This is a genomic window from Lysobacter sp. Root983 (assembly GCF_001429345.1).
In the GTDB taxonomy this organism is placed as follows: Bacteria; Pseudomonadota; Gammaproteobacteria; order Xanthomonadales; family Xanthomonadaceae; genus Lysobacter.
Map to the genome: position 1 here is coordinate 893,579 of NZ_LMJO01000012.1, position 14,646 is coordinate 908,224.

Annotated in this window: 12 protein-coding genes; 11 read left to right on the top strand and 1 reads right to left on the bottom strand. The window is 70.2% G+C overall.

Going from position 1 to position 14,646, the window contains the following annotated elements; translation table 11 throughout:
* Positions 1-10: 10 nt before the first annotated feature.
* The 4 genes from ASE43_RS11400 (at position 11) to ASE43_RS11415 (ending at position 2,751) form a co-directional block, all read left to right on the top strand.
* The gene (locus tag ASE43_RS11400) at positions 11-301 is read left to right on the top strand and encodes a DUF1778 domain-containing protein (RefSeq protein ID WP_056179248.1); all 291 of its coding nucleotides are present in this window, start codon (positions 11-13) and stop codon (positions 299-301) included.
* Entirely contained in the window at positions 298-594 is a 297-nt protein-coding gene (locus ASE43_RS11405; protein WP_056179251.1) for a type II toxin-antitoxin system RelE/ParE family toxin, read from the top strand. Before ASE43_RS11400 ends, ASE43_RS11405 begins: the two co-directional genes overlap by 4 nt.
* Before the next feature lie 68 nt (positions 595-662).
* Positions 663-2,300, top strand: a complete 1,638-nt coding sequence (locus tag ASE43_RS11410) for an NAD+ synthase (RefSeq protein ID WP_057160534.1) — start codon at positions 663-665, stop codon at positions 2,298-2,300.
* Between the two features lie 67 nt (positions 2,301-2,367).
* Complete coding sequence (locus ASE43_RS11415) at positions 2,368-2,751, top strand: RidA family protein (protein WP_056179256.1); 384 nt, start codon at positions 2,368-2,370, stop codon at positions 2,749-2,751.
* A 192-nt stretch (positions 2,752-2,943) separates the two neighbouring features.
* Here ASE43_RS11415 and ASE43_RS11420 read toward each other — a convergent pair whose 3' ends face one another.
* Positions 2,944-4,011 (bottom strand): AraC family transcriptional regulator, encoded by a 1,068-nt coding sequence (locus ASE43_RS11420; protein WP_056179259.1) that lies wholly within the window; start codon positions 4,009-4,011, stop codon positions 2,944-2,946.
* A gap of 179 nt (positions 4,012-4,190) precedes the next feature.
* Here ASE43_RS11420 and ASE43_RS11425 point away from each other — a divergent pair, with 179 nt between their 5' ends.
* The 7 genes from ASE43_RS11425 (at position 4,191) to ASE43_RS11455 (ending at position 14,389) form a co-directional block, all read left to right on the top strand.
* Entirely contained in the window at positions 4,191-5,420 is a 1,230-nt protein-coding gene (locus tag ASE43_RS11425) for a parallel beta-helix domain-containing protein (protein ID WP_056179262.1), read from the top strand.
* A 3-nt stretch (positions 5,421-5,423) separates the two neighbouring features.
* Positions 5,424-6,575, top strand: coding sequence for an SO2930 family diheme c-type cytochrome (locus tag ASE43_RS11430; RefSeq protein ID WP_057160536.1), 1,152 nt, complete (start codon positions 5,424-5,426; stop codon positions 6,573-6,575).
* A gap of 94 nt (positions 6,576-6,669) precedes the next feature.
* Positions 6,670-9,108 (top strand): TonB-dependent receptor, encoded by a 2,439-nt coding sequence (locus ASE43_RS11435; protein ID WP_082607233.1) that lies wholly within the window; start codon positions 6,670-6,672, stop codon positions 9,106-9,108.
* A gap of 128 nt (positions 9,109-9,236) precedes the next feature.
* Positions 9,237-11,354: an ATP-dependent DNA helicase RecG gene (gene recG / locus ASE43_RS11440; RefSeq protein ID WP_057160540.1), complete on the top strand. Its 2,118-nt coding sequence runs from the start codon at positions 9,237-9,239 to the stop codon at positions 11,352-11,354.
* A 130-nt stretch (positions 11,355-11,484) separates the two neighbouring features.
* Positions 11,485-12,597 (top strand): glucokinase, encoded by a 1,113-nt coding sequence (locus ASE43_RS11445; RefSeq protein ID WP_255356378.1) that lies wholly within the window; start codon positions 11,485-11,487, stop codon positions 12,595-12,597.
* A 50-nt stretch (positions 12,598-12,647) separates the two neighbouring features.
* Entirely contained in the window at positions 12,648-13,655 is a 1,008-nt protein-coding gene (locus ASE43_RS11450) for a N(4)-(beta-N-acetylglucosaminyl)-L-asparaginase (RefSeq protein ID WP_057160541.1), read from the top strand.
* Positions 13,652-14,389 (top strand): copper homeostasis protein CutC, encoded by a 738-nt coding sequence (locus tag ASE43_RS11455; protein WP_057160543.1) that lies wholly within the window; start codon positions 13,652-13,654, stop codon positions 14,387-14,389. Before ASE43_RS11450 ends, ASE43_RS11455 begins: the two co-directional genes overlap by 4 nt.
* Positions 14,390-14,646: the final 257 nt, after the last annotated feature.

A 14,646-nucleotide genomic window follows, 5' to 3' on the forward strand; every position in this document is an offset into this window, starting at 1 on the left:
GGAGGCGCCGATGTCGACCACCACGATCCGACTCAGCGATGAGCTCAAGGCGCGCATCAGCCACGCCGCCGAGCGCGCCGGCACCACCGCGCACGGCTTCATCCTCGGCGCCATCGAGGAGAAAGTGGGCGAAGCCGAGCGCCAGCGCGAGTTCCTGGACGAAGCCGAACGTCGCTGGCAGGCCTTCGTAGCCGATGGCCAGGTCCTGGCCTGGGAGGACATGCGCGACTACCTGGAGCGCCGCGCGCGCGGCGAGCACCCGGACTTGCCCGTCGAGAAGACCTTCGGGCGCCAGCCGTGACCCGAATCGTCCTCTCGCCCGGATTGGCGGAGGATTTCGCGCGCATCCTCGACCACCTGGATCGGCATGAGGTCGCGCAACGCGAAGAGCGCATCGCCGGCCTCCTGCATGCCGTGGACGTGCTAGCCGACAATCCCTTGATCGGACGCGCGCAGGCCGGAGATTTGCGTGAGCTCGTCGTGGGCCGCGAAGGGCGGGGCTACGTCGCGCTGTACCGATATATGAAAGAGTTCGACACGATCCTGATCCTGGCCATTCGAGGCCAGCGCGAAGCCGGTTACTCGCACGACTGAGATCGAAGCTTCCAGTCGACGCGACCCGATGCAGCGCGCATCAATCCCCGTTTTCCGAGACTCGCCGCATGTCTACGCAACTCCGCATCGCCCTGGCCCAATTCGATTTCCCGGTCGGCGCCGTCGAGCGCAACGCCGAACGCATCGCCGAAATGATCGTGGAGGCGCGCGACCGGCATCGCGCCGACGTGGTGCTGTTCCCCGAACTCGCCATCAGCGGCTACCCGCCCGAGGACCTGCTGCTGCGCCCGAGCTTCCTCGCCGACTGCGAGGCCGCGCTGCTGCGCGTGGCCGCCACCACCCAGGGCATCACCGCCGTGGTCGGCTGGCCGCAGGCGGCTGGAGCGGTGGTCTACAACGCCGCCAGCGTGCTGCGCGACGGTCGCGTGGAGGCGACGTATCGCAAGCGCGAGCTGCCCAACTACGCAGTGTTCGACGAGCGTCGCTACTTCGACGTCGATCCCGACGGCGAGCGCTGCGTGTTCGAGGTCAAGGGCGTGCCGCTGGGCCTGGTGATCTGCGAGGACCTGTGGTTCCCCGAACCGCTGGCGGCGACCGCCGCGGCCGGCGCCGAGCTGGTGCTGGTGCCCAACGCCTCGCCGTTCGAGCGCGACAAGCACGCCCAGCGCGACGCCCTGATCGCCCAGCGGGTGCGCGAAAGCGGCTGCGCGCTGGCCTATCTCAACGTGGTCGGCGGCCAGGACGCGCTGGTGTTCGACGGCGCCTCGGTGCTGGCCGACGGCGACGGCCGCGTGCACAACGCCGCGCGCGCGTTCGAGGACCATTGGCTGGTCGCCGACTACGACGCCGCCACGCGCGCGTTCGCGCCGGTGGCCTGGCCCGAGGAAACCGACGACGGCCGCGATTCGCTGGCCTGGCGCGCCATCGTGCGCGGCACCCGCGACTACTGCCGCAAGAACGGCTTCGATTCGGTCTGGCTGGGCCTGTCCGGCGGCATCGATTCCTCGCTGGTGCTGGCGATCGCGGTCGACGCGTTGGGCGCCGACAACGTCACCGCGGTGCGCATGCCTTCGCGCTACACCGCCGGCCTGTCCAACGACCTGGCCGCCGAGCAATGCCAGGCCCAGGGCGTGCGCCTGATCGCGCTGCCGATCGAAAAGCCGTTCCAGGGCTATCTGGACACCCTCGCCGAGACCTTCGCCGGCAAGGCCGTGGACGTGACCGAGGAGAACCTGCAGTCGCGCACGCGCGGCGCGTTGCTGATGGCATTGAGCAACAAGTTCGGCGGCCTGCTGCTGACCACCGGCAACAAGAGCGAGTACGCGGTCGGCTACGCCACCATCTACGGCGACATGTGCGGCGGCTACGCGCCGATCAAGGACCTCTACAAGACCGAGGTCTACGATCTGGCGCGCTGGCGCAACGCGGTCGCGGGCGCGCCGCTGATTCCGCCAGGCGTGATCGACCGCCCGCCTTCGGCCGAGCTGCGCGACAACCAGAAGGACCAGGACTCGCTGCCGCCTTACGACGTGCTCGACGCGATCCTGCTGCGCCACGTCGACCAGGAGCAGTCGCGCGATGAGATCGTCGCCGCCGGTTTCGCCGCCGACACCGTCGACCGGGTGCTGCGCCTGGTGCGCATCAGCGAGTGGAAGCGCCACCAGGCCGCGCCGGGGCCCAAGGTCTCGCACCGCGCGTTCGGGCGCGAACGCCGCTACCCGATCAGCAACGGCTACCGCGGCTGACGCCGCCGCGCCGCACGCGACGGCGCAAACGTCTTAGCATTCCCCGTCCCCCATCAGGAGCCCGTCCATGTCCAAGCAGATCATCAACACGGCCAAGGCGCCCGCCGCGATCGGCCCCTACTCGCAGGCCGTGCGCGTCGGCGACACCGTCTATCTGTCCGGCCAGATTCCGCTCGATCCGGCCAGCGGCCTGGTCATCGAGGGCGACATCGAGGCCCAGGCCCACCGCGTCTTCCTCAACCTCAAGGAAGTCTGCGAGGCCGCCGGCGGTTCGCTGGAAAAGATCGTTCGTCTCGGCCTGTTCCTGACCGACCTGGGCCACTTCGGCAAGGTCAATGCGGTGATGGGCGAGTACTTCAACGCGCCGTACCCTGCGCGCTCGACCGTGCAGGTCGCGGCGCTGCCGCGTGGCGTGGCCTTCGAGGCCGACGCGATCATGGTGCTGGACTGATCCCAGTCGCGATCGCGGCGGTGCGCGCTCGGCGCATCGTTCCGGGGTGGCGGGCAGGGCTCGCACTGCCCGCGCCCTGGGTGCCGCAAAACCTACAGATGTTCCAAAAGCCGTTCGTGGCGAGCCCGTCGAACCGCGAGCGCTGTCGCAGGTCGCTGCGGACCTCGCGTCGCGCGGTTGCGAATCGGCGGCTCAGTCCGGCGCGGTCCTGCGCACCGCCGCCTCTTCCAGCAGCCGCTCGCGCGCCTCGCGCGGGGTGGTCTGGGTCAAACGCTTGAACGCGCGTCGGAACTCGCGCGGGTCCTTGTAGCCGATCGCCGCCGCGATGCTCGCGATCGGGCGTTCGCGGTCGCGCAGCAGGGCATAGGCCTGGTCGATGCGCAGCCGGTCGTGCAGCGCGTTGTAGCGCGTGCCTTCGGCGCTGAGCTGGCGGCGCAGAGTGCGCTCGCTCACGTGCAACTGCGCGGCGATGTCGGCCAGCTTGGGGTCGCTCGCCAGTTGCGCGCGCAACAGCCGCTCCACCGCCGCCGTGGTCTCGCCCGGGGCCTGGGTCGCGGGCATCTGCGCGCGCAACAGCGCCAGCACCTGCTGCGCCGCGATCGGGTTGTGGGTGCTCAGCGGATGCGCCAGCCAGCGTTCGTCCAGCACCAGCCGGTCCTGCGGCTGGTCGAAGGCGATCGGGCATTCGAACACCTCGCGATAGCGTTCGGCGTAGTCCGGCGCCGGGTAGCTGAACTCCAGGCGCAGGGGCTTGAGCGCCGCGCCGACCAGCCCGCGCGCCAGCGCCAGGCAGCTGGCGAAGAACTCCTCGCACACGAAGCGGTGGATGGCCGCGTTGGCCACGATCATCTCGCCGGCCAGGGCGATCTCGCCCGGCGCGGCCGCGCTTTCGACGAAGCGCATCAGGCTGCCGACCACCGGCGTGAAGCGCAGGCCCAGCGCGATCGCCTCGCCGAAGGTGGCGGCGGTGGTCATGGCCAGGCCGAGCAGGCCGAAGTTGCCGACGTTCTGCTGTGCGCCCAGGTCCAGCCCGATCGACGGCGGTAGTACCCGCAGCGCGCGTTCGACCACGATCGCGGTCTGGCGGTCGGGCAGGCGCACGCCGGGGTCGTCGATCTGGGCGCGGGTGAGCTGGGTGCCGAGCAGCCAGTCGGCGCTGGACACGCCGTGTTCCTCCGCGCTACGGAACAGGCCCCACAGCAGATTCGGCGACATCAGGGCGATGTCGGTGCGCGGCGCTTCCTGGATCCGGTGCGGCATCGTTCTCGCAACTTGGCCGTTAATCCCCCCTTAGTGTGCCGCAACTGCCCTCACGCGCGCGCGTGACCGCGGCCGAGACTCGTGAATGGAACGGCGGCGTCGGCAGGGGGATGCCGCGCGGCCCGACGCAGCGGCGCGCGAGCGCGCCAGCCACGACCACACGGGGAGCGCAAGACTCGATGAGCAGACTGACCCTGGCACTCGCGATCCTGATCGCCCTGACCGCCTGCGGCCGCGACGCCGGACCGGCGCACGTGCCCAGCGCGCAGGTCGCAGCGGGCGATCCGGCCTACGCCGAAACCCTGCGCACGCGCTTGCTCGACGCCAAACCCGGCGACGTGATCGAGGTGCCGGCCGGCCGCTACAGCTTCGACCGCAGCCTCAGCCTGCGCGTGGACGGCGTGACCATCCGCGGCGCCGGCCCCGACAAGTCGGTGCTCAGCTTCAAGGGCCAGAAAGCGGGCGCCGAAGGCCTGCTGGTCAACGCCAGCCACTTCACCCTCGAGAACATCGCCATCGAGGACAGCAAGGGCGACGGCCTCAAGGTCAACGAAGGCGAGCACATCACCATCCGCAACGTGCGCGTGGAGTGGACCGGCGGGCCCAGCACCAAGAACGGCGCCTACGGCCTGTATCCGGTCAAGACCCGCAACGTGCTGATCGAGAACTCGGTGGCGATCGGCGCCTCCGACGCCGGCATCTACGTCGGCCAGTCGCGCGACGTGATCGTGCGCAACAGCCGTGCCGAGTTCAACGTCGCCGGCATCGAGATCGAGAACACCGTCAACGCCGACGTCTACGACAACGTGGCCACCAACAACACCGGCGGCATCCTGGTGTTCAACATGCCGGCGCTGTCGCAGCAGGGTGGGGCGATCCGGGTGTACAAGAACAAGGTGTACAAGAACAACACCGCCAACTTCGGCGCCAAGGGCACGCCGGTGGCCAGCGTGCCGGCGGGCAGCGGCGTGGTGGTCAATTCCAACGACGACGTCGAGATCTTCGACAACGACATCAGCGACAACGCCACCACCAACATCATCATTTCCAGCGTCTACTCGACCGGCTACAAGGACGATCAGGCGGCCAAGGACTTCGACCCCTATCCCGAGCGCATCTCGGTCTACGGCAACCGCTTGTCCGGCGGCGGCGACGCGCCCGACGGCTTCGACCTGAAGGCGCTCAAGGTGGCCAGCTACGGCCTCACCGGCCGCCTGCCCGATGTGCTCTGGGACGGCTACCGCAATCCCAAGCCGGCCAAGCCCGGCGATCCGCACCTGTGTCTGCGCGACGTGTCGGGCGTGCTCAACGCCGACGGCCCCGGCGGCTACAAGAACCCGAGCAAGGACATGGCGGCCTACAACTGCACCCTGCCCAAACTGCCGGCCATCGACCTCAAGCGCGGCTAAGCGATGACGGGATTGCGATCGCGCACCTGCTTGCTGTTATTGCTGCTGTTGTCGGTGCTGGCCGCCTGCGAGCGCGCACCGGCGCCGGTGCGCTTCCATGCCGAGGGCCAGCCGGCCCTGCTCAGCGAATGGGGCGTGTTGCGCGTGGCCGATCGCCACTTGCGCCTCAACGAAGGTGTGGTGCCCTACGAACTCAACACGCCGCTGTTCAGCGACTACGCGCACAAGCTGCGCACGGTGTGGATGCCCAAGGGCGCATCGGCGCGCTACAGCGCCGAGGGCGCGTTCGAGTTTCCGGTCGGTACCGTGGTCAGCAAGACCTTTTACTACCCGCGCGTACCCGGCCAGGCCGCGGACAGCGACGTGGTCGTGCGCAGCAACAGCGCCGACGGCGAGTTCCGCGACGGCGGCCTGGACCTGGCCAAGGTGCGATTGATCGAAACCCGCCTGCTGGTGCGGCGCCAGGAAGGCTGGATCGCGCTGCCCTACGTGTGGAATGCCGAGCAGACCGAAGCCAAGCTGATGCGCGGCGGCGAACTGGTGGCGCTGAGCCTGCAGGCCGCCGACGGCAGCCGCGAGGACGCGACTTATCAGGTTCCCGATCAGAACCAATGCGGCGGCTGCCACGGCACCGACATCAAGAGCAAGGCGCTGCAGCCGATCGGCCTGAAGGCGCGCCACCTCAATCGCGAGTTCGACTACGCCGGCGGCCGCGCCAACCAGCTCGCGCATTGGCAGCAGCTGGGTTACCTGCGCGATGCGCCGGCGCCCGGCGCCGCGCCGCATGCGGCCGACTGGCGCGACACCGCGCGCGCCAGCCTGGACGCGCGTGCGCGCGCCTACCTCGATATCAACTGCGGTCATTGCCACAGCCCCAAAGGACCGGGCAACACCTCGGGCCTGTGGCTGGATGCGGCCACCGAAGAGCCGCTGCGGCTGGGCCGCTGCAAGCTGCCGATCGCCGCGGGCAAGGGCACCGGCGACCGCCGCCACGACATCGTGCCGGGCGATCCGGACGCGTCGATCCTGACCTACCGCATGGACAGCGACGACCCCTCGGCGATGATGCCGGAGGTCGGTCGCTCGGTGGTGCATCGCGAAGGCGTGACGCTGATCCGAGAATGGATCGCGGCGCAGCAGGGAGATTGCGGCTAGCGCCCGGCGAGGCGTGCGCTGCCTGGGGAGGACGACGGGCGTGTTCGGGGGAACGCGTCGTCCATGTCGAAAACGAGCGTGAAGGAAGATCACGATGCTCTTGCGTAAACATAAGTTGGTCACCGCGATCGCCGCGCTTTGCGGCGGTGCCGTCCTCACCTTCGGCGCGCCGTCCACGGCGCTGGCGCAGTCCGCCGCGACCGAGCCGCAGCCGCGCGCCGAGGCCAAGGACCTCGACGCCATCACCGTCACCGCGCAGAGCCGCGAGCAGGAACTGCAGGACGTGCCGATCGCCCTGCAGGTGGTGAGCGACCAGCTCATCGACGACGTCGCCGCCAAGGACCTGGGCGATCTCGACAGCTTCGTGCCGGGCCTGGTGGTGAACAGCCAGCAGCCGACCCAGCCCAGCTTCCAGCTGCGCGGCATCAGCACCGACGACTTCGGCATCGGCACCGACCCGGCGGTCGGCATCTACGTCGACGGCGTCTACGCCGGCCGCGGCGGCGGCGTGCTGCTGCCGTTCACCGACGTGGAGCGCATCGAAATCCTCAAGGGCCCGCAGGGCACCCTGTTCGGCCGCAACACCGCCGCCGGCGCGGTGTCCATCATCACCCGCAAGCCCGGCAGCGACACCGAAGCCGCCGCGCGCCTGCGCCTGGGCAACGAAGGACGCGTCTACGCCGACGCGATGGTCAACTTGCCCACCGGCGAGGACGCGGCCCTGCGCGTGAACGCGTTGTTCAACCACAGCGACGGCTGGATCCAGGACGCCAACACCGGCCGCGATCTCAACCCCGAGAACAACTGGGCCACGCGCGCCGCGTTCCGGCTGGGCCTGGGTGAGCGCACCACCGCCACCTTGAGCTGGGACCACGAGAACCTGGACCAGCTCGGCCAGGCCACCACCGGCATCGTGCCGCTGCCGCCGCGGCCGGGCCTGCCGACCCTGCCGGTGGACGAGCTGGGCTACCTGGATCCGCGCAAGGTGCCCACCGCCTCCGACGCCGAAGGCAACGAGGAGTCGCGCCGCTTCGACGGCGTCACCCTGATCGTCGACCACGGCTTCGACTGGGGCACGCTGACCATGACCAGCTCCTGGCGCGACTACGACTCGGTCAACCGCGTCGAAGAGGACGGCACCGACCGCAACTACCTCTACGTCGACTCCACCAATACCGAGAGCAACGAAAGCCTGTACCAGGAGTTCAAGTTCGCCGGCAGCACCGACCGCATCGACTGGGTCGCCGGCGCCAGCTACTTCAAGGAGGAGGCCGACCAGACCAGCGAGGTCAACGCCCTGACCGACTCGGTGGATACCATCGTCCACAACCTGGGCCTGGCGCCCACGCCCACCGGCTATCTGTTCGGCTACGTCGACCAGCAACTGGCCGCGTTCGGCATTCCGATCCGACTGCGCGGCCACCGCTGGAACGAGAAGTTCATCAATACCCTGGAGACCCAGTCCTACGCGGTGTTCGGCGACGTGATCTGGCATGCCACCGACAAGCTCAACCTGACCTTCGGCCTGCGCTACACCCGCGACGAGAAAGAATTCAGCTGGCTCAACAACCCGCGTTCGGCGCCCGAGCTGGATGCGGCGCTGGACCAGTTGGAAGCGATGGGCTTCTTCGCCCTGGCAGGCATCCCACGCGAGACCTTCGTCTTCGACGTGGCCTTCATCGACCCGCCGGCCATGCTCAACAAGGGCGTGACCAACCGCGCCAAACGCTCCTGGAGCGATGTCAGCCCGCGCTTCGTCGCCGACTACCATTTCAACGACAACACCATGGGTTACGCCTCGCTGGCCAAGGGCTACAAGGCCGGCGGGTTCAACTCGCTGCAGATCGGCAGCCGCTTCGACAACGAGGACGTGTGGAACCTGGAGTTCGGCCTGAAGCAGTCCTTCCCCGAGCATCGCCTGCAGTACAACCTGTCGGCCTACTACTACGTTTACGACAACCGCCAGGCGGTGGTGCTGGACATGAGCACCACCATCCCGCGCTTCGTCGTCGACACCTCGGACATGGAAGCCTACGGCGTGGACTTCGATGCGCGATGGCAGGTCACCGACGGCCTGGGCCTGGACTTCAACGCCGCCTTCATCGACGCCACTTACAAGAACTATGCGTCGATCAGCGGCCTGGACCTGTCGGGCAAGCCCACCGGCGTGCCGCACTGGTTCCTGGCCGGCGGCATGAACTACCAGTGGTACCTGCAGGAGCACGGCGACCTGCGTCTCTCGCTGCGTCACGCCTATCGCAGCAAGAAGCGCTGCAACACCGAATCGGTGGCGCAGGGCGACTGCGGGCCCAGCCCGGCGCTGGACCTGGACGAGTCGCGCAACCGCACCGACGTGCGCCTGGCCTGGACCGCACCCAACGGCCATTGGGGCCTGGCCCTGTTCGGCAACAACGTGTTCGACAACCAGTACATCAATTCCCTGGGTACCTACGGCAAGACCGTGCTCGGCACCGTCGGCGCGCGCGTGACCGAGCCGCGCACCTTTGGTGTGGAGTTCAACGCGAAGTTTTGAAGGCCGGGATTCGAGATTCGGAATTCGGGATTCGACAGAGCGACCAGCGAGGGCCCGCCCATGGCGGGCTCTTCGCTTTTGCGAATCCCGAATCCCTAATCCCGACTCTCGGCCTTTATGCTTAGCGCATGCCGAAGCGCAAGGGCGGGGCGTCCGTCGATCTCCAATTGCAGCCGCTCTCCAGCCTGCCCGGGGTCGGACCGAGCGTGGCCGAGAAACTCGCCGCGCGCGGTCTGAACAGCCTGCAGGACCTGTGGCTGCAATTGCCGCGGCAGTACGAGGACCGCACCTCGATCACCCCGATCCGCTTGCTGCAGCCGGGCGTGCCGGCGCAGGTCGAAGGCCGCGTCGAAGCGGTCGAGCGCGGCTTCCGCTATCGCCCGCTGCTGCGGGTGGCGATCGGCGACGACAGCCGCGGCACCCTGGTGCTGCGCTTCTTCCATTTCCGCGCCGCCCAGGTCGCGCAGTTCCGGGTCGGCGCGCGCGTGCGCTGCTACGGCACGCCCAAGCCCGGCCAGATCGGCTTGGAGATCGTGCATCCCAGCTATCGCGTGCTCGACGATCACGACGACAGCGCGCTGGGCGAGCGCCTGGATCCGGTCTATCCCGCGGTCGAGGGCATCGGCCCGGCTTCGCTGCGGCGCCTGATCGGCCTGGCCCTGGACCGCCTGCCGGACGAGGACGCGCTGGAGCTGTTGCCGCGCGAGCTGCGCGAGCGCCTGCAACTGCCGACCCTGCGCGAGGCGCTGCTGACCGTGCACCGGCCGCCGCAGGATGCCGACGTGGCCGCGCTGATCGCCGGCACCCATCCGGCCCAGCGCCGGCTGGCGCTGGAGGAACTGCTGGCCCATCACCTCAGCCTGCGTCGTCAGCGCATCGCCCAGCAGGCGCACAAGGCGCCGGCCTTGAGGGGCCTGGCCCTGGCCGAGCGCCTGCGCAAGGCCCTGCCGTTCGCGCTCACCGGCGCCCAGCAGCGCGTGTTCGCGCAGATCCGCGCCGACCTCGCCAAGCCCTCGCCGATGCTGCGCCTGGTCCAGGGCGACGTCGGCAGCGGCAAGACCGTGGTGGCGGCGATGGCGGCGATGATCGCGGTGCATGCCGGCCGCCAGGCCGCGCTGATGGCGCCGACCGAACTGCTGGCCGAGCAACACCTCAACAATCTGCGTGGCTGGCTGGAACCGCTGGACGTGCGGGTGGCCTGGCTGGCCGGCAAGGTCACCGGCCGCGCGCGCGCCAAGGTGCTGGAACAGGTGGCCTCGGGCGAGGCCCAGGTGGTGGTCGGCACCCACGCGCTGATGCAGGAGGGCGTGGCCTTCCGCGATCTGGCGTTGGCGATCGTCGATGAGCAGCACCGCTTCGGCGTGCACCAGCGCCTGGCGCTGCGCGACAAGGGCGCGGGCGGGGAGGTCGGCGCGAACGCGATCGTCCCGCACCAGTTGGTGATGACCGCCACCCCGATCCCGCGCACCCTGGCGATGGCCGCCTATGCCGATCTGGACGTGTCGGCGATCGACGAACTGCCGCCCGGGCGCACGCCGGTGCAGACGGTGGCGCTCAGCGAAGAACGCCGTCCGGAACTGGTCGAGCGCATACGCGGCGCCTGCGCCGAGGGCCGCCAGGCCTATTGGGTCTGCACCCTGATCGACGATTCCGACGAAGTGGTCGCGCAGGCCGCGCAGACCACCTTCGAAGAACTGTCGCGGCAGCTGGCCGAGCTGCGCGTGGGTCTGGTCCACGGCCGCATGAAGGCCAGCGAGAAGCAGGCGACCATGCGCGCGTTCAAGGACGGCGACATCGACCTGCTGGTCGCGACCACGGTGATCGAGGTCGGCGTGGACGTGCCCAATGCCTCGCTGATGATCGTCGAGAACGCCGAGCGCCTGGGCCTGGCGCAGCTGCACCAGCTGCGTGGCCGGGTCGGGCGCGGCCGCGCCGCGTCCAGCTGCGTGCTGCTGTACCGCGCGCCGCTGTCGGGGCTGGCGCGGCAACGCCTGGAGACCATGCGCCAGACCCACGACGGCTTCGTGATCGCCGAGAAGGATCTGGAATTGCGCGGCCCGGGCGAACTGCTGGGCACGCGCCAGACCGGTCTGGCCGGCTTCCGCGTCGCCGACCTGGCCCGCGACGCCGACCTGCTGCCGCAGGTGCAGGCGCTGGGCGAGCGCCTGCTCGCCGACGCGCCCGAGATCGCCCAGCGCATCGTCGAACGCTGGGTCGGCGGCGCCGCGCGCTACGCTTCGGCGTAGGCGGGCGGGCGCCCCCATGCGCCGCGGTATCCGGGCGGCGCCGCTGAATTGACGAAATCGGCTGGTTTTGATCGATACAAATGCGCGACGGCTTGGTCGATAATCGGGCCAACCCCCTGGGAAGCAGGCCATGCCCGCCGTCCGCTCCAACGCCGCCGTCCTGCCCGCGCCGGCCGCCGCCGGCACTCCGGTCCCTCGTCGCGGCGAGACCGCGCTAGCGGTGCACGTGTCGGAACCGGCATGCTCGCCGGCTATGACGGTCCATCCCAAGTGCGCGCAGCTGCGCGATCTGATCGCCGCCGATGTCGGCGGCACCCATGCCCGGGTCGGACATGTGCGCGTCGGCGACGACGGCACGCTGTCGGTACTGCGCTTTCGCCAATACGCCTGCGCGCAGGCCCCCAGCCTGGCCGCGATCCTGCGCGACTTCGCCGAAGAGGCGCAGGTGGCGCCGGAACACGCGGTGGTCGCGATCGCCGGGCGCCTGGACGGCGACCGCCTGCTCAACAGCAATCTGCCCTGGCCGGTCTCGCTGGAGCGCACCCGGCTGGAGGCCGGCTGCGGACAGTTGGCCCTGCTCAACGATTTCGAAGCCGTGGCCTACGCAGTGCCGCGCCTGGACCCGGCGCGCATGCTGCACATCTGCGGCGACACCGCCGCCAACGCCGGCCCGGCGTTGGTGCTGGGCCCGGGCACCGGCTTCGGCGCCGCGCTGTACGTGCCGGGCTCGCCCGCGCGCGTGCTGGCCAGCGAAGCCGGCCACGCCGCGCTGGCCGCGGGCACGCCGCGCGAACTGGATCTGCTGCGGCAACTGCTGCAACGCTGGCCGCACGTGGACAACGAACGCGTGCTGTCCGGCCCCGGTCTGGTCCATGCCTACGAGGCGCTGTGCGCGCTGGACGCGACGGCGCCGCGGCTGGACACACCGGAGGCGATCACCGCGGCCGCGCAGCGCGGCGACGATGCGCAGGCGGTGGAGGCGCTGTCGATCTTCTGCGCCATGCTCGGCAGCCTGGCCGGCGACCTGGCGGTGACCTTCGGCGCGCAGTCGGTGTACCTGGCCGGCGGCATTCCGGCGCAGATCGCGCCGTTCCTGCTGGCCAGCGATTTCGCCGCGCGCTTCCGCAACAAGGGCGTGTTCGCCGAGCTGATGGCGCGCACGCCGGTACGGCTGGTCGAGCACGGCCAACGCGGCCTGCTCGGCGCCGCCGCCTATTACCTGGAGCGCCACGCCGGCGACTAATCGCGCGGCGCGGCGGCGACCGCCGACCGACTTCCCATCGAGACCACGCCATGAGCACGCGCCGCCACTTCCTCCAGTCCTCGTTATTGGCCGCGGGCGCCCTGGCCGCGCCGCGCGTGGCGCGGTCCGCGCCCGCCAGCGGCGCCAAGGTGGTGTCGACCTGGGATTTCGGCGTCGGCGCGAATGCGGCGGCCTGGCCGGTGCTCGCGCGCGGCGGCGACGCGCTGGACGCGGTGGAGGCCGGCGCGCGCTGGGCCGAGGCCGACCTGTGCAATCCCACCGTGGGCCGCTGCGGCAATCCCGACCGCGACGGTGTGCTGACCCTGGACGCCAGCATCATGGCCGGCGACGGCCGCTGCGGCGCGGTCGCCGCGCTCGAGGACATCCTGCATCCGGTGTCGGTGGCGCGCGCTGTGATGGAGAAGACTCCGCACGTGATGCTGGTGGGCGAGGGCGCCCAGCAGTTCGCGCTGGCGCAGGGCTTTCCCAAGCAGCCGCTGCTGACCGACGAGGCGCGCAAGGCCTGGCGCGAATGGCTGAAAACCAGCGAGTACCGCCCGCAGATCAATGCCGAGCGCAGACAGCGCCCGGGCGACGCCAGCAACCACGACACCCTGGGCATCCTGGCGATCGGCGCGGACGGCAAGCTTGCCGGCGCCTGCACCACCAGCGGCATGGCCTGGAAGCTGCACGGCCGGGTCGGCGACAGCCCCATCGTCGGCGCCGGTTTGTACGTGGACAACGAGGCCGGCGCCGCCACCGCCTCGGGCGTGGGCGAGGAGATGGTGCGCAACGCGGCAAGCTTTCTCGTGGTCGAACTGATGCGCCAGGGCCGCTCGCCGGCCGAGGCCTGCCGGGAGGCGATCGAACGCGTGGTGCGCAAACGGCCGGAAGCCAGCAAGCAATTGCAGGTGTGCTTCCTGGCCTTGAACAAGCACGGCGAAGTCGGCGCCTACGCGCTGCACCAGGGTTTCGTCTACGCCGTGCACGACGGCGGCGCCGGGCCGCACGAGCGTCTGCACGAATCGGCGTCGGTCTACGCCACGGCACGCAAGTGAGCCGCATCGCCCTGGAGATCGCCGCCAACTCGCTGGCCTCGGCGCTGGCGGCGCAGGACGGCGGCGCCGACCGGGTCGAACTGTGCGAGAACCTGGGCGAGGGCGGTTGCACGCCGTCCTACGCCAGCATCGCGATGGCGCGCGAGCGCCTGCGCATTCCCCTGTACGTGCTGATCCGCCCGCGCGCCGGCGATTTCCTCTACGACGCGTTGGAGCGCGAGCGTATGCGCCGGGACATCGAACTGTGCGTTCGCCTGGGCTGCGACGGCGTGGTGATCGGCGCGCTGGATGCCGACGGCGACGTCGACCGCGCCGCCTGCGCCGAGCTGATCGCCGCGGCCGGTGCGCTGGGCGTCACCTTCCATCGCGCCATCGACGCCGCGCGCGATCGCGCGCGCGCGCTGGAGGACGCGATCGCGCTCGGCTGCGAGCGCGTGCTGAGTTCCGGCGGCGCGGCCGGCGCCCCTGCCGGCGCCGCCGGCATCGCCGCGCTGGTGCGGCAGGCGCAGGGACGCATCGCGCTGATGGCGGGGGCGGGGATCGGGGCCGGCAACGTGGCCGCCTTGCTGGCCGCGACCGGAGTGAACCAGGTGCACGCCTCGGCCAAGGGCATGCAGCGTTCGCGCATGCGCTGGCGTAACGCAGCGCTGGTGGGGCTGGATCCGGATTGGATCGCCAGCGAGCGCGAGCAAGTAGCTGCGCTGCGCCAGGCCCTGGATGCCAGCGCTGCCTGATCCAGCCCGTAGGGTGTGGTGAGCCTGGGGCGAACCGCACCGTCGCGCGAGCCCGAATCGTCGTGCCGGGGCGGTCGCCACCTCGTGCCAATCACCGAGGCGGCCAGGCCGCCCTGGAAGCGCCGGGACCTTGCATCGTCGCCGCGCTCGCTCGTCGCCGTGGAAGCCGCGCCGCAGTAGGGAGCCGCGAACCGCACCATCGCACCGAATGCGGCGGCCACCGCGGCCTGGGGTGCAGCGCTGCCTCGCCACTCGAT